This is a genomic window from Neobacillus camarae (assembly GCF_054950115.1).
On the sequence record NZ_JBUCKX010000003.1, the window covers coordinates 1,142,656 to 1,168,126 of the forward strand.

A 25,471-nucleotide genomic window follows, 5' to 3' on the forward strand; every position below is an offset into this window, starting at 1 on the left:
ATTCCTACAAGCAAAAACAATCCGCACAATACAAATAGCACTTTTGCCAATGTTTCCAATCGATTTCTCCCCTTATGAAATACCTGCTCCTATGACATAGGATAGCCCAATCGATATGATCATCGAAATCAGGCCTACCGCACGGTTATTGTTTTGGATTTCCTCGTCAATTTTAAATTTCGGTGTGAGAAATTCAAAAATAAAATACCCCGCCAATAATAATACAAAGCCGTATACACCCCAGCCAATCATGGATAGTAATGAGTTATGGGCTTCAATTGTGTGGCGGAAGATATTGGCAACTCCAAAAATTTTCCCTCCAGTTGCCATGGCAACGGCCAAATTCCCTTTCTTGATCTCATCCCAATTTTTGTACTTGGTTACAAGTTCAAAAATTGCCAAAAAGACCACCATGCATAAAATGACCACACTATAGGAAGCCGCAATTTGGATATATCGATTTTCCCAAAACTGGTCCATTTTCGTTTCTCCCTGGACTTATTTAAATTCAACGACGGTCACGCCTGAACCGCCCTCCCCCGCTTCACCAAAACGAATTTTTTTAACGGAACGATGATTTTTTAAATATTCCTGCACTCCTTGCCTTAGGGCACCTGTCCCTTTTCCGTGGATGATCGATACCCGAGGATAATTGGCCAGAAGGGCGTCATCTATATATTTTTCCACCTTCATCAGGGCATCTTCATAACGTTCTCCGCGCAAATCGAGTTCGAGTTTCACATTGGAATCCTCTCGGCCTTTGACGAGTGCCATCGGCCTTGTTTCCGTTTGCTTTGGGGTTCCAAGATATTCCATGTCTTTATCTTTTACCTTCATTTTCAAGATCCCGATTTGGACCTGCCATTCATTATCGGACACCTGGTCCACCAGGGTTCCTCTTTGGTCAAAGGTCAGCACCTTTACCTCATCCCCAGGCATGTACGTGTGCTTTTTGGCTTTTTTAGCGGCCAATTTGGATGATTTCTTGATTTCCGGAGCCGCTCCCTCCAGCCTTCTTTTTGCATCAATTAACTCATGCTCCTTAACTTCGGCATGTTTTTCCGTCCGCATTTTCCGAAGGTCGCGAATGACTTTTTCCGCTTCATCCTTAGCGTCTTCCACCAATTTCCCGGCTTCTTCAGCAGCCTTTTCGAGCATCGAATCCTTCTTCTCATAAAATTCGATCATCTGCTTTTGCAGGTCATGATGCAGTTTTTCTGCTTGTTTTAGGTAGTCACGGGCTTCTTGCATCTCGATTTCTGCCTGCCGTTTGCTATGTTCCAGCGAGGCAATCATGTTGTCAATTTGGTTGGTATCCTCACTGACATGAGAACGTGCAGCCTGGATCACCTTGTCATTCAATCCCAATCGCTTGGAAATCTCAAATGCGTTGCTCCGGCCCGGTACCCCTAAGAGAAGCTTGTAGGTCGGACTCAGTGTTTCCACATTAAATTCCACGCTGGCATTTAAAACACCCTCCCGATTATAGCCGTAAGCCTTCAATTCCGGATAGTGGGTAGTCGCCACCACCCGTGCCCCCCGTTTTTGGACTTCATCTAGAATCGAAATCGCCAATGCTGCCCCTTCTTGCGGGTCTGTTCCGGCGCCAAGTTCGTCAAATAATACCAGACTGTTATGATCCGCTCTTTTTAAAATATCAACAATATTCACCATATGAGATGAAAACGTACTTAAACTCTGTTCAATCGACTGTTCGTCGCCAATATCCGCATAAACCGCGCCAAAGACGGCCAACTCCGAACCGTCAAGGGCCGGAACCTGCAGCCCTGCTTGGGCCATTAAGGCACACAATCCCAATGTTTTTAAGGTAACTGTTTTACCTCCTGTGTTTGGACCGGTTATTACAATGGTCGAGTAATCTTTCCCGATTAAGATATCATTAGGAACCACTTCATCCATTGGAATTAACGGATGTCTGGCTTTATATAAGCAAATTCTTCCTTCATTGTTGATTTCCGGTTTGGATGCTTTGATTTTTTTGCCATAGCGTGCTTTGGCAAAAATGAAATCCAAGTTGGCCATTACATCCACGATGACCTTAAGCTCATTTTCATGCTCGGCCGCATGAGCCGAAAGCTCGGTTAAAATCCGCTCAATTTCCACCTGCTCCTTGACCCGGATGTCCTGCAATTGGTTATTTAATTGCACGATGACCTGAGGTTCAATAAACAATGTTTGGCCCGAAGCGCTCTGGTCATGAATAATTCCGCCATAATGCCCGCGATATTCCTGCTTAACGGGAATGACAAAACGGTCGTTGCGGATAGTAATAATCGCATCGGATAGCATCTTTTGGGCACTGGACGACCGAATCATACTTTCTAGTTTTTCACGGACCCGCGCTTCATTGGCACGAAGCTGATGTCTTAAGGAACGCAGCAGTTCACTGGCACCATCAAGAACTTCTCCGCTTTCATCGATTGCCATTTTTATCGTTTGTTCCAAATTCGTCAACGGAACAATTTCAGACACTTGTTCCAGTAATATCGGCAGTTCCGTTCTCTCTTCGGCCAGTTCCTCTATGAAACGTTTCATTTGCCGGCTTGCATGAATGGTGCTGGCAATTTGAATCAATTCATGCGGGCTTAAGACCCCGCCAATGACCGACCTTTTAATATGCGCCCGAATATCGTAAATCCCGGCTAACGGGACATGGCCTTTAATCCTGACGACCGTTGCCGCCTCATCGGTTTCCGCTTGAAGTTTTACCACTTCACCATAATCCGAAGACGGTACCAGATTTTTTATTTTCTCTATTCCAAGTGACGAAGCAGCATGCTCTAGCAGCTGGTCTCTTACTTTGGTAAATTCCAAAACCTTTAAAACTCTATTTTGCACGAGGATCATCCTCCTTGGTGTCCATTGTTCCTGTTGGCTAAGTAGTCAAGCAGGTCATATTTATCCAATGCGTTTAAAACCGTTGATTTTTTAATCCAGCCCTTTTTTGCGGCTGACACGCCTATTGCCATATGCTTTAACGTATCCAATCTATGCGCATCAGTATTGATTAAAATTTTTACACCCGCATCCTGCGCTTGGCGCAAATATTCGGCAGCCAAGTCGAGCCGATTGGGGTTCGCGTTTAATTCCAACGCCGTATTGGTTTGCTTGGCCAATTCAATCAGCATCGGGATATCCACTTCATATCCTTCACGCCGGCCAATTTTTCTCCCGGTTGGATGGGCGATTAAATCCACATGAGCATTTTCAAGCGCATTTCTCAACCGCTCCATAATTTTTTCTTTTGGCTGGGTGAAGGCGGAATGAATCGAAGCAATGACAAAATCCAGCTCCGCCAGAAGATCGTCCTCAAAATCCAAGGAACCGTCTGGTAATATATCCATCTCAATGCCGGAAAGAATCACAAAGTCATGGTATTTTGCATTGAGCCGTTTGATTTCTTCCCGCTGCTGCAACAGCCGTTCACGTGTCAAGCCGTTGGCCACTTTTAAATATTGCGAGTGGTCGGTTATCGCCATATATTGATAGCCTCTCGCCCGGCACGTTTCAGCCATTTCTTCAATCGTATGGGCACCGTCGCTCCAGGTGGAATGCATATGGAGATCCCCTTTAATGTCGCCGAGCTCGATTAATTCTTCGTGTTCCGAGAATGTGTCAACCTCCTTACCGTCTTCCCGCACTTCGGGTGGAATAAACGGAAGTCCAAAATGGTTAAAAAATTCCTTTTCTGAAGAAAACGTCAGGATTTCACCCGTCTCGACGTTTTCGACGCCATACTCGCTGATTTTCTCGCCGCGTTCCTTTGCAAGCTGCCGCATCCTTACATTATGGTCCTTAGAACCCGTAAAATGGTGCAAGGTAGTAATAAATTCATTTGGTTTAACCAACCGGAAGTCGACGGAAACATCGTAATCAAACGCAAAGGTTAACGATACCTTCGTGTCTCCTGCCCCAATTACCTCTTTTATCGACGGCAGTTGCAGCAGTTGTTCGCGGACCGATTCATAGTTGTCGGTGGCGATGATAAAATCAAGGTCCTTAATCGTTTCGCGCATTCGCCGCAAGCTGCCGGCCCGGGAAAACCGCACGATATCCTTCATCTCCGCAAGCCTTGCTTCAATTTGCTCCGCCAGCGGAAGCATAAACGCCAGCGGCAGACGCTCGGGTCTTGTTCCGATATTTTCAATTGCGCTTAAAATTTTCTCCTCCGTTTTTTTGCCAAAGCCGGCTAAAGCTTGAACCTGTTTGGCTTCACAGGCTTCCTTTAAGCTCGTGACATCGACAATTTTCAGCTCCTTATAGAGCTTGGCTATTTTCTTGCCGCCCAGTCCCGGAATCTGAAGTAACGGAATTAACCCTGGGGGCACTTCTTCCTTTAATTCTTTTAACACGGTGGAAGTTCCCTCTTTTAAGTACTCATCAATCACCGCTGCCGTGCCCTTGCCGATTCCCGGAATCGATGTAAAATCTTCTATCTCGAATAAGCTTCGTTCGTCAGCTTCCAAGGCATTGGCCGCCTTCCGGAATGCTGATATTTTAAAAGAATTCTCTCCTTTTAATTCCAAATAAATCGCAATCGTTTCCAATAAACGAATGATTTCCTTTTTTGTAATCTCCACCAGTTTCACCTGCTTTTTAAATTCGCACCCCTATAGTTTACCCGTTTTTCGTCCATAAAGAAAAACTCCTCTGCTAGAGAGAAGTTCAACCAGCTGTATAATTCATCCACCAGTCTTTGATTTGCCCGGAAAGGATTGGGGTATAGTTGACAATTGCCTTGGAAAGTGCGGAACCATCCAACTGGGCTTGAAGAAATTCGATTGGCATTAGTGCGGCAATGTATAATAAAATAAATATAATCAAATAAACTTCAACAAAACCTAAAATGGCCCCCGCCAAACGATTCAACTGTTTCAAGACAGGCAAATGGGCAATAAAATCGAACATTGACCCGATAATTTGCAGAACAACCTTGGCAATGAAAAAAATAATCACAAACGCCGCAGCATTGTAGAAGGCATTCTCCATATTGGCTGAGTCCGACAGAATTTTTAAAGCCGTGTCCTCTCCGAAACTCGGATATGGAATCCACAGAATCAATTTGGGTGCCAGTTCATCATAGTATGAAAATGCTGCCACATATGCAATAATAAAGCCGGCCAAGTGAACAAGCTGAAGAATAAGGCCTCTTTTTAGACCGATAAAAATTCCAGCGATTAGAAAAACAATAATGGCTAAATCTAACATAATCAATTGTCCTTTTCTTTTTGTAGTTCCCGTTTCAACTGTTCCAATTCTTCTTTCATTTTCAAATAATCGTTGACTGCATTGACTGCGGTTAAAACAGCAAGTTTATTTACTTCCAGATTGGGATTCTTTGAACTGATTTCACGCATTTTATCGTTAACTAAGGATGCAACAAGGCGAATATGGCTCGGGTTCTCACTGCCCATGATGATGTATTGCTGTCCATAAATATCGACACTTATTCTGTTTTTATGTACATTCGTCAACGTAAAAGCCCCTTTCAGAGAATCCTACATTCTATCATAACACGAACAGAAAAAGTCGAAAAGGAAAAGAAATTCTAGAGAAATGTGGTGCCACTATTGGGTAATGTCGTTTTACAATGTCCAATGAATCAAATTGAAAAAATGAGAGACTATTATGCTAAGTTTCTTAAAGAAACAAATCCTCCAGGCAGTGTTTTTGCCGCAAAGCTTCCTGTCTGCATGATTACAGCCTATAAATCAGGGAAGGTTTTGTTTCAGGGAAATGATGCTGAACAAGAGGCCGCAAGATGGGGAGGTTCCAGCCCTGCCGTAAACAAACCGGCTCCTAAGTCCTCCGGACAAAAATCCACCGCAAAAGGGCACGTTCCGCCAGGCATTGCGCAAATGTCTGTCATCGGGTCGGATGAGGTGGGGACCGGCGACTTCTTCGGTCCGATTACGGTCGTGGCCGCCTATGTAAAAAAGGAAAATATCCCTTTACTGAAGGAACTCGGGGTTCGAGATTCCAAGGATTTAAATGACCAAAAAATCATTGAAATTGCGAAGGTGATCAAAGATGTGGTTCCTTTCAGCCTCATGACGTTGAAAAATGAAAAATATAATCAGGTACAGAAATCGGGCATGTCCCAAGGAAAAATGAAGGCCATTCTTCATAATCAGGCGCTATTAAATGTCCTTGCGAAAATCGCTCCCGAAAAGCCGGATGCCATACTAGTCGACCAGTTTGTCCAACCGGACACGTATTTCCAGCACTTGAGAGGGCAAAAGGCGGTGGCTAATGAAAATATTTATTTTAGCACCAAAGCGGAAGGAATTCATTTGGCGGTCGCGGCTGCCAGCATTCTCGCCCGTTATGCTTTTATCCAATACATCGATAAGATGAGTGCGGCGGCAGGCTTTACCATTCCAAAAGGGGCGGGGTCACAGGTGGATGAGGCGGCAGCCAAGCTGATTTTAAAAAAAGGCCGGGATGTCCTGCCTGCTTATGTGAAGCTTCATTTTGCCAATACAGAAAAAGCGATTGGAATCGTAGCAAAAAAGAGGAAATAGGAGGGGTTTTATGAATAAGTTAACCGAAGCAGAACGGGACCAAGCATTGGCGGCATTAACCGGATGGAAACTGGATGGAAAATTCATTGTGAAGAAGTACCGGTTTCAGGAGTTTATAAAAGGAATCGATTTCGTTAATGAAATTGCCCGGCTTTCTGAGGAAAAAAATCATCATCCGTTTATCTCAATTGATTATAAGCTAGTCACATTAAAGTTAACCTCCTGGCACGCGGGAGGGCTAACCTCATTGGATTTCCAGTTGGCGGAAACGTATGATTCTATTTATGGGAAATACTAAAAAACGAGACTATCTTTATTTTAGTCCTCTTTAACGATAGCATGCCGCGGAGGTCCTTAATTACCCAAAACTTATCTCCGCACCGCTTTCGGGCGTTTGGAAGGCCTCCTACTTACCCTGAACCCCTTTTTGCATCGGTTTTGGGCATTTGGAGCGCTTCCTATTTACCCTAAGCTCCTTTTTGCACCTGCTTCGGGCGTTTGGCGCACTCCTAATCTAATGAATCAAAAGTAAAGCCGGCCCCCATATTTGGGAGAGCCGGCTCTTATCATTTTTTTATCCCCGTAACACTGCCCCAGCTTTATCTGCCAAAGCGTTTAGCACACGTTCATGTACTTTTGTCACTTCTTCATCTGTTAATGTCCGTTCCGGATCCACATATTTGAGTGAGAACGCAATGGATTTCTTGCCTGCTTCCATCTTGTCTCCCTGATATAAGTCGAACACTTCTGCCTCTTTTAGCAGTGGTGCGCCTGCTTCAAGAATAATGGATTTCAAAGATCCAGACACTGTTTCTTTGTCAGCCACGAGAGCAATATCTCTTGTAATAGAAGGGAAGCGCGGGATGGATTGATATTGCAGGGCATCCGTTTCCTCATTCAATACAGCTTGTAAGGATAGCTCGAATACGTAAGTATCTTTTAAGTCCAGCTCTTTCTGGACGTTTGGATGGACTTGACCGATAAATCCGATTTTTTTGCCATTCAACTGGATTTCAGCGGTTCGTCCCGGGTGCATGCCCTCAACCTGTGCTTGCACATACTCCACTTTTTCAGTTAAGCTTAGTTTTGCAAACAAGCCTTCGAGAATTCCTTTGATCACGAAAAAGTCAACCGGTTTTTTCTCTCCCTGCCAGGAATGTTGGTGCCATAATCCAGTAATCGCTGCGGCAAGGTGCTCGCTTTCTTCCGGCTGCACATCGGTTCCGTTTGCCAAAAAGACATTACCCGTTTCAAATACAGCCAAGCTGTCGTTTTGGCGGGCACTGTTATATTTTAATACTTCTAACAGCTGAGGCAGAATGCTTAATCGCAAAATGCTGCGGTCCTCACTCATCGGCATCGCCAAACGGATGGTATCACGTTGTTCCAAAGCAAATTGTGCTGCTTTCTGCTCGCTCGTTAAAGAATACGTAACGGCTTGATATAGCCCGGCTCCTTCAAGATACTGACGGACAACCCGGCGTTTCTTCTGATATTCAGACAGTTTGCCTGGTGTTGTGGAACCGATTGGCAAGGTATATGGGATGTTGTCGTACCCGAAAAGACGAGCCACTTCCTCAATTAGATCTTCTTCAATTTTAATATCGCCGCGGCGGGTTGGAACGGTCACGGTAATCATATCATCCTCTGCCACTGCATTAAATTGCAGGCGGGCAAAAATATCCTTTACCTCGTTCATTTGAATATCCGTTCCAAGAACGCGATTAATTTTTTCAAGGGTGATTGATACAACAGCAGGTTCAACCGTCATTACATCGACTTCTGCTGTTCCTTCTAACACTTGACCGCCGGCATATTTGGCCATTAAGTATGCGGCACGGTCACCGGCAGCGCGGACACGGTTCGGGTCAATTCCTTTTTCATAACGGGCACTGGCTTCACTGCGAAGACCATGGTCTTTTGAAGCCTTTCTGATTGTAGCGCCATTAAAGTAAGCGGCCTCTAATAGCACAGTCGTGGTATCAGAAGTTACCTCAGAATTGGCACCACCCATGACTCCGGCAAGGGCAACAGGCTCTATACCATTAGTGATAACGAGATGATCCGAAGTTAAGGTCCGTTCCACATCATCCAAAGTGACGAATTTTTCGCCATCAACAGCCCGGCGGACGAGAATTTGTTTGGAACCAAGGCGGTCATAGTCGAATGCATGGAGCGGCTGGCCGTATTCCAAAAGAATATAGTTGGTGATATCCACCACGTTATTATGCGGGCGGATTCCCGCAGACATTAGACGTGCTTGCATCCATAACGGTGAATTGCCAATTTTAACATTTTTAATCACTTTCGCTACATATAATGGATTGTCTTCCTTGGCGTCAACGGTGACGGTCACGTAATCGGAAGCTTTTTCTCCTGCAGGCTCTAAATCGGTTTCTGGAAGTTTCACTTCTCTGCCCAAGATTGCCGCTACTTCATAAGCGACACCTAGCATGCTTAAACAGTCTGCCCGGTTTGGCGTAAGACCCAACTCAAGAATTTGGTCGTCACGGCCCAATAAATCAAGAGCATCGGTTCCTACTTCGGCATCGGCTGGGAACACAAAGATACCTTCAGAATACTCTTTTTGGATTAATTTGCTTTCAATGCCCAGCTCTTGAAGCGAGCAAATCATCCCATTGGATTCTTCCCCGCGAAGCTTGGCTTTTTTAATTTTAAAATTGCCTGGAAGCTTAGCTCCAACCGTAGCAACCGCGACTTTTTGTCCTTTGTCAACATTTGGGGCACCGCAGATAATCTGTACCGGTTCGCCTGCGCCGATATCGACAAGGCATTTATTCAATTTATCGGCATTTGGATGCTGTTCACGTTCCAGCACATGGCCTACAACAACACCCTTTAACCCTTCGTTAAGGATTTCTACTCCTTCAACCTCAATCCCGCTTTTGGTGATTTTTTCAGCCAACTCGGCTGGAGTAACTCCGGATAAATCGACATAGTCCTGGAGCCATTTATATGAAACAAACATTTGTTTTACCTCCTCTATTCCTCAATTGCAAACTGGGTTAAGAACCGAACATCGTTTGTGTAGAAATGACGGATATCATCTACACCGTATTTCAGCATCGCAATTCGCTCTGGTCCCATTCCAAACGCAAATCCAGTATATTTTTTCGAATCATAGCCAGCCATTTCCAACACGTTTGGATGAACCATGCCAGCGCCAAGGATTTCAATCCAGCCTGTATGTTTGCAGACATTGCAGCCATGGCCGCCGCACATTTTACAGGAGATATCCATTTCGACTGATGGTTCCGTGAATGGGAAAAAGCTTGGGCGCAAGCGGATTTCACGGTCTTGGCCGAACATTTTCTTAGCAAACACGTCCAATGTGCCTTTCAAGTCACTCATGCGGATATTTTCGCCCACGACCAATCCTTCAATCTGCATGAACTGGTGCGAGTGGGTTGCATCGTCATTATCGCGGCGGTACACCTTACCAGGGCAGATAATTTTGATTGGGCCTTTGCCTTGATGCTTTTCCATTGTCCGTGCCTGAACAGGCGATGTATGGGTGCGAAGCAGGATTTCGTCCGTGATGTAAAAAGAATCCTGCATATCGCGGGCTGGATGGCCTTTTGGCAGGTTTAATGCTTCGAAGTTGTAATAGTCCTGCTCGACCTCGGGACCTTCCGCAATTTCATAGCCCATGCCGATAAACAAATCTTCAATTTCCTCAATGATTTTGGTTAATGGATGATGGTTGCCCACTTTAACGGGGCGGCCTGGCAACGTCACATCAATGCTTTCAGCTGCCAATTTTTCTTGAACTGCCGCCTCTTCAAGCTGGGACTGTTTTGCTTCAATTTTTGCTGCAATGGCTTCCCGAACCTCGTTGGCAAGTGCCCCAATAATTGGCCGTTCCTCTGCAGAAAGTTTTCCCATTCCTCTTAACACTTCGGTAATCGGTCCTTTTTTGCCCAAGTACGATACGCGGATGTCATTCAATTCTTTTAAGCCGTCAGCCTGATCCACTTTTTGAATCGCTTCTGCCTGTAGCTCTTTTAATCGCTCTTGCATGCTATTTCCTCCTTCATTTTGTTCACATATGTACTGAAAAAAATAAAAAACCCCATCCCCAAAAAGGGACGAGGTTACAGTTCGCGGTACCACCCTTGTAAACACACCATATGTATATGTGTTCGCTTCATTCGGATAACGGCTGTGCCGGATCATCTTTACACAAAAACCTTATGCATTTTCGTGGTCCCGATGCCAACTCGGGAGGTGAACTTCTCTTGTCATGCCCATAAAAATGCTTTCAGTCACGGCATTTTCTCCCTTGATGGCCGAATGGCAAGATACTTTTCTCCGTCATTGTCGATTCGTTATAACATTGTTCAATATTATATACCAATTTTTCCTATGTTTCAAACCTATCTTCGCCTATTTTTTCAAATAATATAACAGGATCCCTGCTGCAACGGCCACATTCAGAGATTCACTCTTTCCGTATATCGGAATATACAGGTTTGCCGTCGTTGAAGTTAGCAGCTCTTGACTGATGCCATTTCCTTCATTTCCGACGATGAGGGCAAAGGAATCACTAGGCAAAATTTCTTTATAAACGGAGGCTCCTTCGAGGGCAGTTCCGTATACCGGTATGTTTCTGGATGAAAGTTTATCCATCCATTCCTTCAGATCGCCTCTTATAATGGGCAGATGGAAATGGCTGCCCTGTGCCGAGCGCAATACCTTTGAATTGTAGACATCGACACTACCGCGGCCGACAATGACGGCATCGATTCCGGCCGCATCGGCGGTACGGATCATCGTGCCAAGATTGCCTGGGTCTTGGACCGCATCGATAAAAAGAAATGTCTTGGCCTGTTCCAAGGACTCGCTAATGGACGGCTGATGGCAAACAGCGTAAATTCCTTGCGGTGCTTCTGTATCCGTTAAGGCATCGGAAATTTCTTCGGTCACCATCGCCATCGGAGTATCTCCACTGTCCAATCTTGAGGGAACTCCTATTTTTTCGGACACAATGATTTCGACAACGAGACCCTCTTGTTTCAATGCTTCCTCGACGAGATGGAACCCTTCGACAAGAAAGGTGCCAGAACGGTCACGCTCTTTTTTGGTCAGCAATTTTTTCCATTGTTTCACTTGCGGATTTTGGATCGATTGAATATATTTCAAGTGGATTTTCCCCTTTAAGAATTCTGTTGATTTTATTATAGCGAAATTACATAATAAAGCCAAAATCAGACAACCTAAGAAGGTAAAAGAGCACAAAAAGGAGTGTGTCGTCATGAACTTAAATTTGCGAAAAGCGGTTATTCATAACGTTGTCAATGATACGCAAGAACAATTAGAAGATACCATTGTGGATGCGATTCAGAGCGGGGAAGAAAAAATGCTTCCTGGCTTGGGCGTGTTGTTCGAAGTGATTTGGACCAATGCTTCTGAGGAAGAGAAAAAAGGCATGTTGACAACGCTAGAAACCGGGTTAAAACAATAAAAAATGAGTTAAAGCCGGCAAGTTTATCATGTGCCGGCTTTTTTAATTGCAGATACAAATATCGATTGTGTTTTCTTTATGACCTATTATTGCTCTCTTACGACCTATTTTCGGGCTCTTACTACCTAAATTTCTGCACTTACAACACATTTTTGGGACTTATTGGAATCGCAATCTTTCCGGCTCCTTTACGACCCACTTTTGCTCACTTACAACCTATTTTCGGGCTCTTACTACCTAAATTTCTGCACTTACAACACTTTTTTGGGACTTATTGGAATCGCAATCTTTCCGGCTCCTTTACGACCTACTTTTCCTCACTTACGACCTGTTTTCGGGTTCTTACTACCTAAATTTCTGAACTTACAACACTTTTTTGGGACTTATTGGAATCGCAATCTTTCCGGCTCTTTTACGACCTACTTTTCCTCACTTACGACCTGTTTTCGGGCTTTTACTACCTAAATTTCTGCACTTACAACACTTTTTTGGGACTTATTGGAATCGCAATCCCTCCGGCTTCTTTACGACCTACTTTTCCTCACTTACGACCTGTTTTCGGGCTCTTACTACCTAAATTTCTGCACTTACAACACATTTTTGGGACTTATTGGAATCGCAATCTTTCCGGCTCTTTTACGACCTACTTTTCCTCACTTACGACCTGTTTTCGGGCTCTTACTACCTAAATTTCTGAACTTACAACACATTTCTGGTACTTATTGGAATTGCATCTCACATACTACCTATTTTCGGGCTCTCACTACCAAATTTCTGCACTTACAACACTTTTTTAGTATCTTTTGGAAACAAAACAATTCTTCTCATCTACCAATTCAAAGAAAAACCCCCGGCATCAGTCTGCCGGGGATCATTTTTTTATTCATAAATAATCTTATCAACCGTCTCGCGGTCTAATCGTTTAATCACTTCAACAATCAGCTTGACCGCGTTTTCGTAGTCGTCGCGGTGCAGAATTCCGGCATGGGAGTGGATATAACGGGTAGCGATGGTTATCGCCAATGCCGGTACACCATTATGGGTCAAATGAATCGAGCCTGCATCCGTTCCGCCGCCTGGAATCGATTCAAACTGATAAGGAATGTTCAGTTCATCGGCCGTATCCGTGACAAAATCACGCAAGCCTTTATGAGCTACCATCGAAGCATCATAGACAACGATTTGCGGGCCCTTGCCCATTTTACTCATCGCTTCTTTTTCGGTAATTCCAGGAGTGTCTCCGGCAATACCGACATCAACGGCAAAGCCGATATCCGGCTCAATTTTATGCGTGGAAGTTTTGGCGCCGCGCAAGCCGACTTCTTCTTGGACGTTACCAACTCCGTAGACCACGTTCGGATGGTCAACACCCTGAAGCTGCCTTAACACATCAATCGCGATGGCGCAGCCGATGCGGTTGTCCCATGCTTTGGCCAGCAGCATTTTTTCATTGTTCATAACCGTGAATTCAAAATACGGCACGACCATATCCCCTGGGCGGACGCCCCACTCTTCTGCTTCTGTGCGGCTGGATGCGCCAATATCAATGAACATGTCTTTAATCTCGATTGGCTTCTTCCGAGCTTCTGCTGACAGAACATGGGGAGGCTTAGAGCCAATAATTCCTGTAACTTCGCCTTTTCTTGTTACAATTGTGACGCGCTGGGCAAGCATGACCTGCCCCCACCAGCCGCCGACGGTTTGGAAACGCAGGAAGCCTCTGTCATCAATTTGGGTGATCATAAATCCGACTTCGTCTAAGTGGCCAGCCACCATGATTTTAGGGCCGTCAGCATTTCCCACCTTTTTTGCGATTAAACTGCCAAGTCCATCGGTTGTGATTTCATCAGCATAGGGAGTTATGTATTTTTTCATGACTTCGCGAACTTCGCGTTCATTGCCCGGAATGCCTTTCACATCCGTCAATTCTTTAAGCATGCTCAATGTTTCATCCAGTTTAGCCATTTACGGGCCCCCTTTTTAAATAATCAAACTACAAGCTTTATTATACCGAAACCCTCAAACATCCAACAAATTTAAAATCGTTAATAATTGTTGGCTTGTCTTTGATAATTTACTTCATTTTTTGCAAAATATGCCTGTTCCATTTCGGATTCACTTATTTCTAATAATGTACCTAGTTGCAAATAAGTTCCGATTACTGTTACATAGTCATCGAAACTCTTGGATTGCTGAAAGTCATTAATCGTTTCATATAGAGATAAGAATTGCTCTGTCACGTCTTTCGAGGACGCTAAAGCGTTGACTTCAAAATCCTTCTTGTCAAACCCGCATTCAATACCAAGCGACAAAATAAAATGGATCCCATCGACAAACTCCTCTAAAATCACGTTCTTCGGGGATGATGGCTTAACGCTCCAGAATTTAAAGCATTTTGTTTCATTGGCGAGTTCGCCAACCTCGACTAATAGTGCTAAAACCTTTCGGGAAAACAGATCACTTTCCTGCAATTGATGCTTTTCTTCTATATGTTGGTCCAATGCTTTTTGCATGCCAAAAAGTTTTGTAAGATTCATTATTCATCCGCTCCCTTATTAGAAAAATATTTTTAAATAAATGGCCAATTCTAGAAGTGCCAAAATTGGAAATCCCCATTTAAATTGAACATGCTTGGTTTTATGGTGAAAATATCGCATTCCAGCCGTTGCTCCAATCGCTCCGCCAAAAATGGCCACCAACCAGAGGGTCCGTTCACTTATACGAAACTGGTGCCGCTTCGCCCGCTGCTTGTCTACTCCCATTATGATTATACCGATTAAGTTCATTACAGCAAAAAATAGTACCAAATATGTCCTGCCATCCATTGTAGTTTCCCCTTTATAGTAAAAGAGCCATCCTCAAAATCGAGAATGGCACTTGGTATATTATTTGCTTAATTGTTGCTTAGCAGTGTCAGCTAATTGAGTGAATGCTGCTGCATCACTAATTGCCAATTCAGAAAGCATTTTGCGGTTTACTTCGATACCAGCAAGCTTTAAGCCATGCATTAAACGGCTGTAAGAAAGACCGTTCATGCGAGCTGCTGCGTTGATACGAGTAATCCAAAGTTTGCGGAAATCGCGCTTAACCTGACGACGGTCACGGAAAGCATATTGCAATGATTTCATAACCTGTTGGTTAGCAACTTTGTATAATGTATGTTTTGAACCATAATAACCTTTAGCTAATTTAAGAACTTTTTTACGACGTTTGCGAGTAACAGTACCGCCTTTTACACGTGGCATGTATTTTCCCTCCTATAAATCTTTCCGATATTATTTAACGTTAGTTAGCAATTGACGAATGCGTTTGAAATCGCCTTTTGAAACAAGGCCAGACTTGCGAAGCTTACGCTTTGCTTTAGTTGATTTGTTAGCAAACAAGTGGCTTGTATAAGCGTGGTCACGCTTTAGTTGACCAGATCCAGTTTTTTTGAAACGCTTTGCAGCGCCGCGGTGTGTTTTCATTTTTGGCATTGGGGTATCCTCCTTATTACTTTTCAATTTTCGGTGCTAAGACTAGGAACATACTGCGGCCATCCATTTTCGGATGAGACTCAATAGTTGCTACTTCTTTGCACTCACTAGCAAAACGGTCTAATACTTTTTGACCGATTTCTTTATGGGTAATCGCCCGGCCCTTGAAGCGGATTGAGGCTTTTACCTTATCGCCCTTTTCCAAGAATTTAATGGCATTGCGCAGCTTTGTATTAAAGTCATGCTCATCAATGGTTGGGCTTAGGCGAACTTCTTTCGTAGTGATGATTTTTTGGTTCTTGCGAGCTTCTTTATCCTTCTTTTGCTGCTCGAACTTAAACTTACCATAATCCATTATCCGGGCTACCGGAGGTTTTGCATTTGGTGCAACCAGCACTAAATCAAGATTCACTCGTCCGGCAATTTCCAGCGCTTCGTTTTTGGGTTTGATTCCTAATTGTTCCCCGTTTTGATCAATCAAGCGAACTTCACGAGCGCGAATGCCCTCATTTAACAACATGTCTTTGCTAATAGTTAGCCACCTCCAAGGTTTTACATCAAGAATACTTTTGCCAGGGACAAGAATTCGCCCTGCAAAACCTGATTCATGAACCATTTTTAAAAATAACAGAATCATAAGTTCCAGCAGAGAAGCCATTAAAAAAGTGTGGATGATAACACCCACACTTTACGAAACATAGTTTAAGTAACTATTTAAGTCCACGTAATACCTGTCAACTGCGAAACGCGTCAAATCAGGTGAGAAGCGGGCGCTCCTTCTTTCCCAAAACTTAGTATTCAATTTTCATACCTTTGTAACTATAACACAAGCAAAGAGAAGATGTCAAATAAACTTTTCTTTGATGACAACGAAAATTATTGTAACAAAAAACGATAAATTATTCAATACCTTATTCAAAAAACAACTGAGGGCCGGCTTCGACCCTCAGTTGCTCATTAATTGTGTTGAACTTTTGCTTTAAGCGCGGCAAGAAACTCTTCAAAGGCTATCGTTTCGGATTTTTGCTCACCGTATTTACGGACGTTGACAGCATTTTCCGCCATCTCTTTGTCACCGACCACCAGCATATATGGAATTTTTTGCATCTGCGCTTCTCGGATTTTATAGCCGATTTTTTCATCACGGCCATCCAATTCGACACGGAAACCTTGTGCTTTCAGTTGCTCTTGAACCTTCCTTGCATAGTCATAATGCGCATCAGGAGATACAGGAATCACTTGAGCTTGCACTGGTGCCAGCCAAGTTGGGAATGCGCCTTTATACTCTTCAATCAGGTAGGCAACAAACCGCTCCATTGTGGATACAACGCCGCGGTGGACAACAACTGGACGATGCTGTTTGCCGTCTTCTCCAACATAAGTTAAGTCAAAGCGTTCTGGCAGCAAGAAGTCCAATTGGACAGTCGACAGCGTTTCGTCTTTTCCAAGCGCTGTTCTGACTTGAACATCCAGCTTAGGTCCGTAGAAGGCAGCTTCCCCTTCGGCTTCGAAATAGTCAAGACCAAGGTCATCCATCGCTTCTTTTAACATGCTTTGTGCTTTTTCCCACATGGCATCATCGTCAAAGTATTTTTCTGTATCCTGCGGGTCCCTGTAGGATAACCGGAAGGAATAATCCTTGATATCAAAATCTTTATATACATCCAAAATCAAATTAACAACACGTTGGAATTCTTCCTTAATTTGATCCGGACGGACGAAGATATGGGCATCATTTAACGTCATGCCGCGGACACGCTGCAGGCCGGATAAGGCTCCGGACATTTCATAGCGGTGCATCGTGCCTAGCTCAGCAATCCGGATTGGCAGTTCACGATAGCTGTGAATAGCGTTTTTGTATACCATCATGTGATGCGGGCAGTTCATCGGACGAAGCACCAATTGCTCGTTATCCATATCCATCACAGGGAACATGTCTTCATGGTAGTGATCCCAGTGGCCGGAAGTCTTATAAAGCTCGACATTGGCCATGATAGGCGTATAGACATGGTCATAGCCCAAGCTAATTTCTTTATCGACAATATATCGTTCCACGATGCGGCGGATCGTTGCGCCTTTAGGCAGCCAAAGCGGCAGCCCCTGGCCGATTTTTGGGTTATTGGTAAATAAGTTTAACTCTTTGCCCAGTTTCCGGTGGTCACGCTCTTTTGCTTCTTCGAGGATGCGGAGATGCTCAGCCAAATCCTCTTTTTTGAAAAAGGCCGTTCCATAGACGCGCTGAAGCATTTTATTATCGCTGTCGCCGCGCCAGTAAGCTCCGGCAATGCTTAATAATTTAAATTCTTTAATTTTGCCTGTCGATGGGACATGGACACCGCGGCAAAGGTCAAAGAATTCACCTTGTTCATAAATGGTGACTGTTTCTCCTGCTGGAATCGCCTCGACCAGTTCTACCTTATAAGGATCGCCGACTTCTTTGTATAACTCAACGGCTTCCTCACGGCTAACCTCTTTACGGACAATCTCCAGATTTTCATTCACAATTTTTGCCATTTCTTTTTCAATCTTTGGCAGGTCTTCCGGAGCTAATGATTCCTCCAGATCCATGTCATAATAAAAACCGCCTTCAATGACAGGACCAACCCCCAGCTTGGTATTAGGGTAAAGCCGTTTAACTGCCTGGGCCATCAAATGGGCCGTACTATGGCGCAATACCTCTAGTGCGTCCTTAGACTCCGGAGTCACAATCTCTATTGAACCGTCTTCAAATAGCGGACGGCGAAGGTCAACTAGATTACCGTTTAATTTACCGGCAATTGCCTTTTTCTTAAGGCCCGGGCTAATCGATGCGGCGACATCTTCTGTTTTTGTTCCCTTAGGAAACTCCTTCACTGCTCCATCAGGAAACGTAATTTTTACAACGTCTTCCATATCTTTCTCCTCCTTTAAAAAAATAAAAAACCCGTCCCTCAAGAAAGGGACGAGTTTGAATTAACACGTGGTTCCACCCAAGTTTTCATTTTCCATCACCAGGATAAAAAATGACTTTAGGTCAGGTAACGGCTGAGACCGTCAACAATTACTTTCTTCCATCAGAAGAGTTCACTGCTGAAGTTTAAAGGCGGTAAACATCTTTTCCGTGATAGGAGGCTTGCAGCCTGGACCTCCCTCTCTATAATCCGTAAAAAAACGCTGTTGTCCTTATCATAACTTGTTGCTATCATTATTCTTTGAAAATAGGCCAACTCCTGGCCATACTACGCTGACCAAGTGCATCCTCTTTTCTTGCTATGTAGGTTATTATAATCAGTTTAAATTTAAAAATCAAGGATATCACGCCTATATTGTTTGTTTTTATTTCGGTAGGAGCCATGATTTTCAGCAGCATCCGCGTCCAGGTCAATATCCCCCAAGCTGCGAAGGGATTGGTAGGATTTAATAATCACCCTCTCTTCAAAAATATTCTTGATTGTCCGGACCAGCGGGGCTTCTTTGTCCCTTGTATAAAGGAAAATTGAGGTTGGGGCAAGTGACAGCAATGGAGCAATCGTAGCCGAATCGACATAAATTGGATGATTCACCAGCAGTTTTCGGTCAATCATTTTTGTCAATTCGCTCCTTTTTATTTCTTTCAGCTGCTGGTTGTAAAACGTAATTTCCTCATCGAGCAATAAATGAAGGACATCCGCTTTGGGCTCACGGTCAGCTAAAAAATCCCTTAGCATCTGAACAAACATTTGATATTCCTGTTCCATTTTATATTCATCAATCGAAATTTCCACATATCTCTCCAGGTGCTGAAGATAGGAACGCAGGCGAAACTTCACAAATGAGTCGAAAGAAAACGTCACTTGGTCCTTAAATATATGGTCAATCGCCTCTTTAATTTTTGGATCTTCATTCTTATCCTTGATAAACATAGACAAGTCCTCGCGCTGGCCCTCAAGGATAGAATAAAGGATTTCCATAATTTGTTGCTGCTCTTCGGCTTCTTTAAAATAAAATTGTTCGCTTATTATTTCCTGAAACCAATCATCCCGTTTTACGAAGGTGATAAATTGATAAAACCCCGTCTTCACGAGTTCCATAATGTCCTCTGCAACTGGAAGGTCCTGAATTTTTACTTTATATCGATCTTCTAAAAGAAGATTATCCATAAGGTCCGGAACTTGCTTAAAGCATTTACAAAAGTGGTCATAGCATTTGATGGCATCTATTTTATTTTGGAAGATGATTTCTACCAACCAAACCCCCCCTTTTACCAAATATCTGTTTTTAATATATATGGGGAACTTGGCCAAAATAGAAGTTGCCAGAATAGTCGATTCCATAAAAAAGAGGACAGCCTTAGATAGGCCGCCCTCAGAAACATTAAGAATTCAATTAGGTCCTCCGGTTAGGACCTGCCACTAATACCGGTTCACTTAGTGCCCGTATCCGTTCCATAATCCGGCGGGCTTTGACTTTTTCCTCTTCGCCCCGTTGAGAATGGGCTAAATGATGCTCGAGACCTTGAAAATCAAAGTTTGAAGTGAAAAACGTCGGCAGTTTCTCCAGCATCCGATACTGGAGAATTGGGCCTAAAACCTCATCCCTCGTCCAGCTCGAAACTGCTTCGGCCCCAATGTCATCCAGCATTAAAATCGGCTCTTTTTTTAACGCTTCAATCTTTTCATTCAACGTTGAATCTGCAATCGCACTTTTCATTTCACGCAGCAGCTCAGGTACATACACAATCATAGAAGAGATTTGTTTTTTCGCCAGCCTGTTGGCAATCGCACCAAGCAGATAAGACTTTCCAACCCCAAACTTCCCGTAAAAGTAAAGGCCCTTTGTTGGCTTGCCTTGGTCGTAATTGTTTAGGAACAGAGCCGCTTTTTGAACCGCATCAATCCGTTCGGCATCATGTTCCAAGTCTTCGAACGTGGCGCTAATAATATCCCTTGGAACATGAAGGCTTTTAATCAGTTTTTCGTTTTTCCGCCGTTCATCATCCAATACTTTTCGCGGACAACGCTCATAGGTTACATCAATGCTGTTTCTTGTTAAAACGAGCTCCGGCTGATAGCCCTTCATCATATTGATGCAGCCATCCAAGCTTTCACATTTATCACATTCCTTGCTCTGGTTGATGTACTCATAGAGCTTGTTTAAGCTTTTTTCAATTGTTTCTTCCGAAATCTGTTCTTGATTCTTTTGAATAAATGCCCTGATGTCAGGATGTGATAAAGTTTCCTGGCGGATTTTTTCGTACCGTTTTTGGAAATTGTCGCTAGAGGCTAACCGCTTTAATGTTTGGTTAATTCTTTCCATACTTCACCATCCTAATCATCAAATGCCTTTAGCATTTCTTCTATTTCCCGTTTTTTAGCTTCCAAATCGGAGACATTCTCCTCTCCCCGCTTATTTTCCACTTTAGCTGGCTGTTCTTCATTAAACCAGTCAGGGAGAAATTCAGTCCGGGTCGGTTTTCTATTGGAAGATTTCCCGGAAGTTTTCGTATTTTTGTTTTTGTGTTGCGTTCTGGCAAATTCCATGGCTTCCTTAACGGTCCTTAATTGTTTCCTGGCCCATTGGCTGGCAATGGTCTCCACATACGCCTTCGTAAATTTCATATCGTTTATCAGCATGACATACCAAATGAGGACGTTAATAACACCCGGTAAGAGCTTTTGGTTAATCATCACTTCTTCTACAATTTTAATTTCAGAAGCTGAAGGTTCGCCGCCGACGGATAAATCCCTTAAAACCTTTAAGGGCGATACCGTTTCAAAATAAAGAACCAATTGTTCGTCCTTTGTTTTGGGCTTCTCACTCTGCTGTTTATGGGCCTCCGGCTGGGTTCGCTCAATCAGGCTTGGAAGCTGATCGTAATTTTCAAATTGGTACCAATTTCGGGCTGCTTTTCGCAGTTGCTCCACATCAATCTCATCATGCTCATCAAGCGCGTCCATAATGAATTTTTTCATCTGAATGGCATCAATTTGATAGAGAAACGCCAGTTTGCTAATAACCTCTTTTACCTTTTGGTTAATGGCTTTCCTTGGCACCAGAGATTCGTGCAATCCGGCCAGCAGCAAGTCAAAGTCAAAAGTATACCCCTCAAGCGTAATTCCCTTCTGGTCGTGCCGGCCGATAAACCGTTCTGACTCTTCACTGTCCAACTCTTCGGATAAATCCTGCAGATATTGTAGATTTGCGGGTGTCCCTGAAGCAAACACATCTTGAAAAGCCTTTGTTACATCCTGATACCCTTGTTCGTTTGGTAGCCCCTGATCGGAGAAAAACCGCTTCAGCCGAGCAAAATGTTTTTTTCCGATTTTACGGTATAGATATATATTTAGCATTCCATCGAGAAAAAACTGTTCAGGATTTAAAGGAGGCACCAGTTCATAAATAAATGAACGTTCTTCTTCCTTTACTTTAACGTAGGATTTTAACAGCCCGATTCCTTCCAGCTTTAGCCGTGCCTGGTAAATATCCTTTAAATTCATATCCAAAAGATTCATTAATAAGTGATGGGTAGAGGATTCCGACCAAAGCCGATTTTCCTCAAGCTCTGCCCAAAGGGTCATATACAGACTATGACAGGCTGAGCCAATTAACGGCTGATACAACATTGTCAAAACTTTTCGGTCATAATCATGCAGCAGCCCATTAGCTGTTACAATATAACGGTCGATAGGAAGAATTTCCTGCCAATGCTGCGCCATGTTTTTCCGACCTTTCATTATAATGGTAAAAAGAGCCAAAAACCTCTTGGCTCTAGGATTTCTCTTTCTTAATCAATTCCTTTAATTCATCAATAAAAACATTAATATCCTTAAATTGACGGTATACAGAAGCAAAGCGCACGTAAGCTACCTCATCCACTTTTGCCAGTCTGTCCATGACCATCTCACCAATGGCTTCGCTTTTAATCTCAGAAATCCCTTGACTGCGTAAATCCTTTTCGACACCATGGGTAATATCCTCTAATTCCTTGAGGGCAACAGGCCGCTTCTCACAAGCTTTAATCAATCCGCGAAGGATTTTATCGCGGCTGAATTCCTCCCTGGTCCCTTCTTTTTTGACCACAATCAAAGGAATCTCTTCGATTTTTTCAAAAGTAGTAAAGCGATAGCCGCATTCTTCACACTCACGTCTTCTTCTTGTGGCTCGTCCTTCATCTACCGGTCGGGAATCCAGTACACGTGTACCATAATGCTGACATGAAGGGCATTTCATCGGCAACTCAACTCCAAATCTAAACAAATCCGATCCATATACAACAAAATCCTACTATTATCTTATATAAAAGAATATCGATACACAAGTAGAAGCTATTTAGTTTTTATTGGGTTTTATTTCGGTATGTAACTTATTAAGCCGGTCATAGTAGGCGTTAATCCGCTTTTTCAAGGCGGGATGGGCCCCGGTCAGCGAGATTTTTTCAGTTGAAATATGAAAATCGACCGCAGTTTCGAGCGGCTTTGATTGAATAACAGTAGCTATGAGAAAGCACGGAAATGGTTTTTTTACGTCAACAGCAATTTCGCCATGTTCTTTTGACACGGTTTTAATTTGGCAATCCGCATCTTCTTTAAACAGCTTTTCTACCGTGTCCATCATTTGGTTCAGTCTTGTTTTATAATAATGCGTTTTCAAAGATTCATCGGATTGCCTGTCCGAGGTTTCAATCGACCTCTTATACCGGATAAACAAATTGGCCATCGTATCTCCTCCAATACTTTTTAAATATATTTTAATGTATAACATATTCCTAATAATATAAAAAGAGGTGTCAATTATACACCCCTTAATGTCAATATTATATCATATCATCTATTAGTTTAGCTCTGTTAAATTTGACTGTTGATTGTAGCGAAAGAAGCTCAGCGAACCAGCGAGTGTGCAGAGGAGCCTGCTCGGGCACTTGAAGCGCCTGCGGGGTCTCCCCAGCCCCGTACCCCCGCAGGAATCGAACTTATCCGCTCCAATCACAAAAAATCAACCTTTCGTTAACAGAGCCATCAATTTAAGAACTATGTTTTTTCCTTAACATTACCACCAGCAGCCACACTCATGCTTTTCCTTTATCCAGCCTTCACCTTGGATGTTTTGGCCATTGCCTCACCAACATGCAAGGTTAAGTCGACCACACGGGAAGAATAACCCCATTCATTGTCATACCAAGCTAACACTTTCACTTTTCTTGTCCCCATGACCATGGTAGAAAGGCCGTCTATGACCGCCGAGTAATCATTTGTATTAAAATCGACCGAAACGAGCGGATCCATGGTAATGTCCAAAATTCCTTTTAATGGACCGTTCTTGGCCTCGGTAAATGCTTGATTCACTTGCTCGATCGTTACATCCTGCTTCAAATCGACCACTAAATCAACCAATGACACATTCGGGGTTGGTACCCTTAATGCAATGCCGTGCAATTTTCCCTTTAGTTGCGGAAGGACAAGGGAGATGGCTTTTGCCGCACCGGTAGTGGTTGGAATGATGGATTGACCGCAGGCGCGTGCCCTGCGTAAATCTTTATGCGGGTTATCAATATTTTTTTGATCATTGGTATAGGAATGGATCGTTGTCATTAGGCCGCTTTCAATCCCAAACCTGTCATCCAGTACCTTGGCAACTGGTGCCAGGCAGTTGGTCGTACAAGACGCATTGGAAATAATGCTATGCTGTTCAATATTCAGTACATCTTCGTTTACACCCATCACAATCGTTACATCCTCATTTTTTCCCGGTGCTGTAAGGATGACCTTTTTGGCGCCTGCATCGAGATGCAGCATCGCTTTTTCTCTGGAATTAAACTTTCCTGTCGCTTCTATTACAATATCAACTCCTAGCTCCCGCCATGGCAGCTGCATAGGGTCACGCTCATTTAATAATTTCACCCGTCGTCCATTCACCAGTAACTCATTATCTAAAGGAATGACTTCACCTTGGAACCTTCCATGGATGGTATCATATTTAATCAAGTGAGCTAACGTTTCCGACGGATAGCTTGCGTTGATGGCTATAACATCAAGGTTTTTTTCAAGTACTGCCTGTCGGAAAACCATCCGCCCAATTCTCCCAAAACCATTTATTGCAACTCGCGCCTTCATTGTACAGCCCCTTCCGAATTAGTGTTATACTTTTAACACTTTATATTACTTTTAGTATAACACATTCAAGTTCCATTGCGATGAATAAAAGGCACATTTATAAAAAAGTTTTATTTTTCAGAAACTTTACCAACAAAAAAAAGAGGGAGTGCCCTCTTTTTTTAACTGGATTTATTTAATTCCCCAGCCCTCTAATATTGTTATCAGCTGTTGTTTGGAGGTTTCCATTGACCCAGTATTGTCAATGACGGCATCCGCCAGTTTCACTTTTTCATTCAATAGCATTTGTGACTGGATTCTCGCCCTCGCTTCTTCTTCGGATAATTGATTGCGGGCCATTAACCGGTTTAACTGAGTTTCTGAATCAACATAAACCAGTATGGTTTTTTCAACCATATGGGTCAATTTGCTTTCAAATAGTAACGGAATATCCATAACAACCGCTTTTTCCCCGTTTTGAATCGCTGCCTGCATCTTTTGTGTCATTCGTTTCCGGACTTGAGGGTGAGTGATTTCATTGAGGCGAGATCTTTTGACCGAGTCATGAAAAATAATTGATCCCAGTTTCGGCCGATCAATTTCGCCATTTGCCAGTAATATTTGCTCCCCGAATTCAGAAACAATCTGCTGGTAGGCAGGTTCCCCTTTTTCCACGGCTAGGCGTGCTTCTACATCGGCATCGATCACTGTTATTTCCAATTCTTTGAACATATTGGATACTGTACTTTTTCCACTGGCAATACCGCCTGTTAATCCGATCACAAGTGTCATTTGGTTTTCCTTTCTATTTTCAGGACTCAGTTAAATTTGGTGGCTGTTGATTACAGCGAAAGAAGTTCAGCGAACCTGAAGGCGTGCCAGGGAACCTCTTCGGCCCCGTATTCCCGCAGGAGTCGA

Annotated in this window: 25 protein-coding genes and 2 other annotated features; of the genes, 3 read left to right on the plus strand and 22 right to left on the minus strand. The window is 43.4% G+C overall.

Features of this window, described 5'->3' with window-relative positions; genetic code table 11:
• Positions 1–72: 72 nt before the first annotated feature.
• The 5 genes from ACY8D0_RS21045 to zapA form a co-directional block, all read right to left on the minus strand.
• Complete coding sequence (locus tag ACY8D0_RS21045; RefSeq protein ID WP_462412438.1) at positions 73–480, minus strand: DUF350 domain-containing protein; 408 nt, start codon at positions 478–480, stop codon at positions 73–75.
• 18 nt (positions 481–498) lie between these two features.
• Entirely contained in the window at positions 499–2,859 is a 2,361-nt protein-coding gene (locus ACY8D0_RS21050) for an endonuclease MutS2 (RefSeq protein WP_462412439.1), read from the minus strand.
• A gap of 5 nt (positions 2,860–2,864) precedes the next feature.
• Positions 2,865–4,601 (minus strand): DNA polymerase/3'-5' exonuclease PolX, encoded by a 1,737-nt coding sequence (gene polX, locus ACY8D0_RS21055; protein ID WP_462412440.1) that lies wholly within the window; start codon positions 4,599–4,601, stop codon positions 2,865–2,867.
• 85 nt (positions 4,602–4,686) lie between these two features.
• Positions 4,687–5,229, minus strand: a complete 543-nt coding sequence (locus tag ACY8D0_RS21060) for a CvpA family protein (protein WP_462412441.1) — start codon at positions 5,227–5,229, stop codon at positions 4,687–4,689.
• A gap of 2 nt (positions 5,230–5,231) precedes the next feature.
• Positions 5,232–5,495, minus strand: a complete 264-nt coding sequence (gene zapA, locus ACY8D0_RS21065) for a cell division protein ZapA (protein WP_462412442.1) — start codon at positions 5,493–5,495, stop codon at positions 5,232–5,234.
• 96 nt (positions 5,496–5,591) lie between these two features.
• Between zapA and rnhC the strand changes: the two genes are divergently transcribed.
• Positions 5,592–6,545, plus strand: coding sequence for a ribonuclease HIII (gene rnhC / locus ACY8D0_RS21070; protein WP_462412443.1), 954 nt, complete (start codon positions 5,592–5,594; stop codon positions 6,543–6,545).
• 10 nt (positions 6,546–6,555) lie between these two features.
• Entirely contained in the window at positions 6,556–6,843 is a 288-nt protein-coding gene (locus tag ACY8D0_RS21075) for a 4a-hydroxytetrahydrobiopterin dehydratase (protein ID WP_462412444.1), read from the plus strand.
• A 276-nt stretch (positions 6,844–7,119) separates the two neighbouring features.
• On the opposite strand, the gene pheT is transcribed toward ACY8D0_RS21075, so the two are convergent.
• From pheT to ACY8D0_RS21090, 3 genes are all read right to left on the minus strand, one after another.
• The gene (gene pheT, locus ACY8D0_RS21080; RefSeq protein WP_462412445.1) at positions 7,120–9,534 is read right to left on the minus strand and encodes a phenylalanine--tRNA ligase subunit beta; all 2,415 of its coding nucleotides are present in this window, start codon (positions 9,532–9,534) and stop codon (positions 7,120–7,122) included.
• Positions 9,535–9,548: 14 nt separating this feature from the next.
• The gene (pheS, locus tag ACY8D0_RS21085; protein WP_462412446.1) at positions 9,549–10,586 is read right to left on the minus strand and encodes a phenylalanine--tRNA ligase subunit alpha; all 1,038 of its coding nucleotides are present in this window, start codon (positions 10,584–10,586) and stop codon (positions 9,549–9,551) included.
• A 366-nt stretch (positions 10,587–10,952) separates the two neighbouring features.
• A complete protein-coding gene (locus tag ACY8D0_RS21090; RefSeq protein ID WP_462412447.1) occupies positions 10,953–11,708 on the minus strand; it encodes a TrmH family RNA methyltransferase in 756 nt (251 codons plus the stop codon).
• A 112-nt stretch (positions 11,709–11,820) separates the two neighbouring features.
• Between ACY8D0_RS21090 and sspI the strand changes: the two genes are divergently transcribed.
• Complete coding sequence (sspI, locus tag ACY8D0_RS21095; RefSeq protein WP_462412448.1) at positions 11,821–12,030, plus strand: small acid-soluble spore protein SspI; 210 nt, start codon at positions 11,821–11,823, stop codon at positions 12,028–12,030.
• An 879-nt stretch (positions 12,031–12,909) separates the two neighbouring features.
• Here the strand turns inward: sspI and ACY8D0_RS21100 are convergent.
• From ACY8D0_RS21100 to coaE, 14 genes are all read right to left on the minus strand, one after another.
• Entirely contained in the window at positions 12,910–13,995 is a 1,086-nt protein-coding gene (locus ACY8D0_RS21100) for a M42 family metallopeptidase (protein ID WP_462412449.1), read from the minus strand.
• Positions 13,996–14,075: 80 nt separating this feature from the next.
• A complete protein-coding gene (locus ACY8D0_RS21105) occupies positions 14,076–14,567 on the minus strand; it encodes a dUTP diphosphatase (RefSeq protein WP_462412450.1) in 492 nt (163 codons plus the stop codon).
• 18 nt (positions 14,568–14,585) lie between these two features.
• Positions 14,586–14,855, minus strand: a complete 270-nt coding sequence (locus tag ACY8D0_RS21110; protein ID WP_462412451.1) for a DUF1294 domain-containing protein — start codon at positions 14,853–14,855, stop codon at positions 14,586–14,588.
• A 60-nt stretch (positions 14,856–14,915) separates the two neighbouring features.
• A complete protein-coding gene (gene rplT / locus ACY8D0_RS21115) occupies positions 14,916–15,275 on the minus strand; it encodes a 50S ribosomal protein L20 (RefSeq protein ID WP_462412452.1) in 360 nt (119 codons plus the stop codon).
• 30 nt (positions 15,276–15,305) lie between these two features.
• A complete protein-coding gene (gene rpmI, locus ACY8D0_RS21120; protein ID WP_462412453.1) occupies positions 15,306–15,506 on the minus strand; it encodes a 50S ribosomal protein L35 in 201 nt (66 codons plus the stop codon).
• A gap of 16 nt (positions 15,507–15,522) precedes the next feature.
• Positions 15,523–16,026 (minus strand): translation initiation factor IF-3, encoded by a 504-nt coding sequence (gene infC / locus ACY8D0_RS21125; RefSeq protein WP_462412530.1) that lies wholly within the window; start codon positions 16,024–16,026, stop codon positions 15,523–15,525.
• A gap of 133 nt (positions 16,027–16,159) precedes the next feature.
• Positions 16,160–16,294, minus strand: a sequence feature (ribosomal protein L20 leader region).
• Positions 16,295–16,463: 169 nt separating this feature from the next.
• On the minus strand, positions 16,464–18,398 hold the full coding sequence (thrS, locus tag ACY8D0_RS21130; RefSeq protein ID WP_462412454.1) for a threonine--tRNA ligase: 1,935 nt from the start codon (positions 18,396–18,398) through the stop codon (positions 16,464–16,466).
• A 42-nt stretch (positions 18,399–18,440) separates the two neighbouring features.
• Positions 18,441–18,684 (minus strand) — a binding site (T-box leader).
• Positions 18,685–18,784: 100 nt separating this feature from the next.
• Positions 18,785–19,711, minus strand: coding sequence for a putative sporulation protein YtxC (locus ACY8D0_RS21135; protein WP_462412455.1), 927 nt, complete (start codon positions 19,709–19,711; stop codon positions 18,785–18,787).
• A gap of 139 nt (positions 19,712–19,850) precedes the next feature.
• Positions 19,851–20,780: a primosomal protein DnaI gene (gene dnaI / locus ACY8D0_RS21140; protein ID WP_462412456.1), complete on the minus strand. Its 930-nt coding sequence runs from the start codon at positions 20,778–20,780 to the stop codon at positions 19,851–19,853.
• Positions 20,781–20,791: 11 nt separating this feature from the next.
• Complete coding sequence (locus ACY8D0_RS21145) at positions 20,792–22,180, minus strand: replication initiation and membrane attachment family protein (RefSeq protein ID WP_462412457.1); 1,389 nt, start codon at positions 22,178–22,180, stop codon at positions 20,792–20,794.
• 52 nt (positions 22,181–22,232) lie between these two features.
• Entirely contained in the window at positions 22,233–22,694 is a 462-nt protein-coding gene (gene nrdR, locus ACY8D0_RS21150; protein WP_462412458.1) for a transcriptional regulator NrdR, read from the minus strand.
• A 99-nt stretch (positions 22,695–22,793) separates the two neighbouring features.
• Positions 22,794–23,180, minus strand: coding sequence for a hypothetical protein (locus ACY8D0_RS21155; RefSeq protein ID WP_462412459.1), 387 nt, complete (start codon positions 23,178–23,180; stop codon positions 22,794–22,796).
• A gap of 362 nt (positions 23,181–23,542) precedes the next feature.
• Positions 23,543–24,574, minus strand: coding sequence for a glyceraldehyde-3-phosphate dehydrogenase (locus tag ACY8D0_RS21160; RefSeq protein WP_462412460.1), 1,032 nt, complete (start codon positions 24,572–24,574; stop codon positions 23,543–23,545).
• 171 nt (positions 24,575–24,745) lie between these two features.
• Complete coding sequence (gene coaE / locus ACY8D0_RS21165; protein WP_462412461.1) at positions 24,746–25,345, minus strand: dephospho-CoA kinase; 600 nt, start codon at positions 25,343–25,345, stop codon at positions 24,746–24,748.
• Between the last annotated feature and the right edge of the window lie 126 nt (positions 25,346–25,471).

What these genes read in the sequence shown, in the direction of transcription:
- ACY8D0_RS21045 (WP_462412438.1), bottom strand. Translation starts at nt 480, where the DNA reads ATGGACCAGTTTTGGGAAAATCGATATATCCAAATTGCGGCTTCCTAT.
- ACY8D0_RS21060 (WP_462412441.1), bottom strand. Translation starts at nt 5,229, where the DNA reads ATGTTAGATTTAGCCATTATTGTTTTTCTAATCGCTGGAATTTTTATC.
- ACY8D0_RS21075 (WP_462412444.1), top strand. Translation starts at nt 6,556, where the DNA reads ATGAATAAGTTAACCGAAGCAGAACGGGACCAAGCATTGGCGGCATTA.
- pheT (WP_462412445.1), bottom strand. Translation starts at nt 9,534, where the DNA reads ATGTTTGTTTCATATAAATGGCTCCAGGACTATGTCGATTTATCCGGA.
- pheS (WP_462412446.1), bottom strand. Translation starts at nt 10,586, where the DNA reads ATGCAAGAGCGATTAAAAGAGCTACAGGCAGAAGCGATTCAAAAAGTG.
- sspI (WP_462412448.1), top strand. Translation starts at nt 11,821, where the DNA reads ATGAACTTAAATTTGCGAAAAGCGGTTATTCATAACGTTGTCAATGAT.
- ACY8D0_RS21100 (WP_462412449.1), bottom strand. Translation starts at nt 13,995, where the DNA reads ATGGCTAAACTGGATGAAACATTGAGCATGCTTAAAGAATTGACGGAT.
- ACY8D0_RS21105 (WP_462412450.1), bottom strand. Translation starts at nt 14,567, where the DNA reads ATGAATCTTACAAAACTTTTTGGCATGCAAAAAGCATTGGACCAACAT.
- ACY8D0_RS21110 (WP_462412451.1), bottom strand. Translation starts at nt 14,855, where the DNA reads ATGGATGGCAGGACATATTTGGTACTATTTTTTGCTGTAATGAACTTA.
- rplT (WP_462412452.1), bottom strand. Translation starts at nt 15,275, where the DNA reads ATGCCACGTGTAAAAGGCGGTACTGTTACTCGCAAACGTCGTAAAAAA.
- rpmI (WP_462412453.1), bottom strand. Translation starts at nt 15,506, where the DNA reads ATGCCAAAAATGAAAACACACCGCGGCGCTGCAAAGCGTTTCAAAAAA.
- infC (WP_462412530.1), bottom strand. Translation starts at nt 16,026, where the DNA reads ATGTTGTTAAATGAGGGCATTCGCGCTCGTGAAGTTCGCTTGATTGAT.
- thrS (WP_462412454.1), bottom strand. Translation starts at nt 18,398, where the DNA reads ATGGAAGACGTTGTAAAAATTACGTTTCCTGATGGAGCAGTGAAGGAG.
- dnaI (WP_462412456.1), bottom strand. Translation starts at nt 20,780, where the DNA reads ATGGAAAGAATTAACCAAACATTAAAGCGGTTAGCCTCTAGCGACAAT.
- ACY8D0_RS21145 (WP_462412457.1), bottom strand. Translation starts at nt 22,180, where the DNA reads ATGGCGCAGCATTGGCAGGAAATTCTTCCTATCGACCGTTATATTGTA.
- nrdR (WP_462412458.1), bottom strand. Translation starts at nt 22,694, where the DNA reads ATGAAATGCCCTTCATGTCAGCATTATGGTACACGTGTACTGGATTCC.
- ACY8D0_RS21155 (WP_462412459.1), bottom strand. Translation starts at nt 23,180, where the DNA reads ATGGCCAATTTGTTTATCCGGTATAAGAGGTCGATTGAAACCTCGGAC.
- ACY8D0_RS21160 (WP_462412460.1), bottom strand. Translation starts at nt 24,574, where the DNA reads ATGAAGGCGCGAGTTGCAATAAATGGTTTTGGGAGAATTGGGCGGATG.
- coaE (WP_462412461.1), bottom strand. Translation starts at nt 25,345, where the DNA reads ATGACACTTGTGATCGGATTAACAGGCGGTATTGCCAGTGGAAAAAGT.